Genomic DNA, 1957 nt, shown 5'->3' with positions numbered 1-1957 from the left:
TGTCAAACGCATTTGAAATCTGAGCCACTTCGCGCCTGATCGCGCAAAGTAAAACTGAGCCAGTCGTTACCTCTTCGATGACGAAACGTGGCCGGCTTGGCGTTGCTGTTTCAGTCTGTAGCTGTCTCCTTTGATCTGGATGATGTGGGCGTGGTGCAGGATGCGGTCGAGCATCGCTGCCGTCAGTGTGGTGTTGCCGCCGAAGGTTTCATCCCACTGCGCAAACGGAAGGTTGCTGGTCAGGATCATCGACCCGCGCTCGTAGCGCTTGGCGACGATCTGGAAGAAGTGGCTAGCCTGATCGCCCGAGAGCGGTAGATAGCCGATCTCGTCGACGATGAGCAACCTCGGGCCGAGAATGTTGTGCCGAAGTACGGCGTCGTATCGCTCCTGTCTGCGCGCAGCTTCGAGCTGCAACATCAGATCCGCCGCCGTGATGAACTTCGTCTTGATGCCGGCCTGTGTCGCGGCATACCCGATGGCGATCGCGAGGTGGGTCTTGCCCACGCCTGACGGACCTAGCAACACGGCGTTCTCACCCCGCTCAATGAAGCGCAGGGTGGCAAGCTCGTCGATCGTCTTGCGCGGCGCCCCGACGGCGAAGCTGTAGTCGTAGTCATCGAGCGTCTTGATGGCGGGGAACCCGGCCATGCGCACCAGTGTTTGCCGCGAACGAACTTGCCTCATCTCTCGTTCGTGAGCGAGCGCGTTCTCGAGGAAGTCGAGGAAGCTCCATTGCTTGGCCGCGGCATCGCTCGCCAGAGCGACGTATCGTTGCATGAGCCCCTCGAGCTTCAGGCTCTGGCAGTGCCCGTCGATGCGTTCCTGCTGCAGGTTCATGCGCGCACCTCGGTCAGCAATTGCTGGTAGACGGACAACGGGTGCTGGATCGACATCGCAGGGTCAACGCGCGGCCGAGCGACGGCGCGAGCCGGCAATCGGGGCACCGCGTAGCCAGGCATATCGCGCAAGCAAGCCCGTTCTCGTTGTTCCAGGAGAATCGCGGGTGCCAGCCCTGTAACCGGATGCACCCGCTGATTGGCCACATCGCGCAGCCATTTACTCACCTCGACGTTTGCAGTCACGGCGTCGAGCATCAAGCCGGATTGCTTGAGCTGGCTGGCCAGCGGCACATAGAAATTGCCGCGCAGATAGCGATGGAATCGCTCGACCTTGCCCTTGGTCTGCGCACGGTACGGTTGGCACAGCCTGGGCAGGAAGCCGTACCGCTTGGCCAGGTCGAGCAACCCGGCGTGCCAGCGGTGTTGACCGTCGCCATACGCATCGCGCTCGACAACGATGGTCTTGGCGTTGTCGTAAAGGATCTCGCGAGGAACGCCGCCCAAGGCTTCGAACAGCGCATGATGACAGGCGACCAGCGTCTCGGCGCGTTCATCGGTGGTGAAGCGTGCCCAGCGCCAACGACTGAAGCCGAGCGTGGCGGTGAAGGCGTAAAGCGGGTCGGCGCCTCGACGGAAGACAACGAAATCGCACTGCATCTGCCGGCCGGGCTCGGTCTCGAACCTCACGACCGGATCCGGCTTCGGCACGGACTTATGCGCGTTCATGAAAGCCTGAAGGCTTCGCAATTGGCCATCGTAGCCGCGCGCACGCAACTCGCGCAGCAGCGCCGGCGCGGCGATGATCTCGGGGGCTGCCGCGCTCATGCGCTCGATGACGTACGCCTCGAACGCTCCGAGCTTGGTTGGCCGCGGTTCACGCGGCTTGTAGCGCGGCACTTCCTCGGCCGACAGGTACCGCGCCACCGTGTTGCGAGAAATGCCCAGGCGCCGCGCGATCTCGCGCTCCGATACGCCTTGGGCTTTGAGCACATGGATTTGCATCCACTGTTCCTTCTGGAGCATCGCCAGCCTTTGCGCGCAAAAGGCTGACTGTACTGAAAGGTGGCTCAGATTTACTTCGCGCGAAGTGGCTCATTATTACTTTGCGCCCAACA

The 1957-nt window shown here is 61.9% G+C and carries 2 protein-coding genes; both read right to left on the bottom strand.

The annotated features are described in order from the left end of the window. Positions 1–66: 66 nt before the first annotated feature. A complete protein-coding gene (istB, locus tag DIE11_RS35850) occupies positions 67–840 on the bottom strand; it encodes an IS21-like element ISBcen13 family helper ATPase IstB (protein WP_071335283.1) in 774 nt (257 codons plus the stop codon). Further along, positions 837–1865 (bottom strand): IS21 family transposase, encoded by a 1029-nt coding sequence (gene istA / locus DIE11_RS35845; RefSeq protein WP_124489883.1) that lies wholly within the window; start codon positions 1863–1865, stop codon positions 837–839. The genes istB and istA overlap by 4 nt, the downstream gene beginning before the upstream one ends. Between the last annotated feature and the right edge of the window lie 92 nt (positions 1866–1957).

Origin of the sequence: Burkholderia sp. Bp9012 (assembly GCF_003853825.1) — a bacterium.
Taxonomy (GTDB): domain Bacteria; phylum Pseudomonadota; class Gammaproteobacteria; order Burkholderiales; family Burkholderiaceae; genus Burkholderia; species Burkholderia diffusa.
The sequence above is the reverse complement of the archived record's forward strand: the minus strand, read 5'-3'. Positions and strand labels throughout refer to the sequence as shown.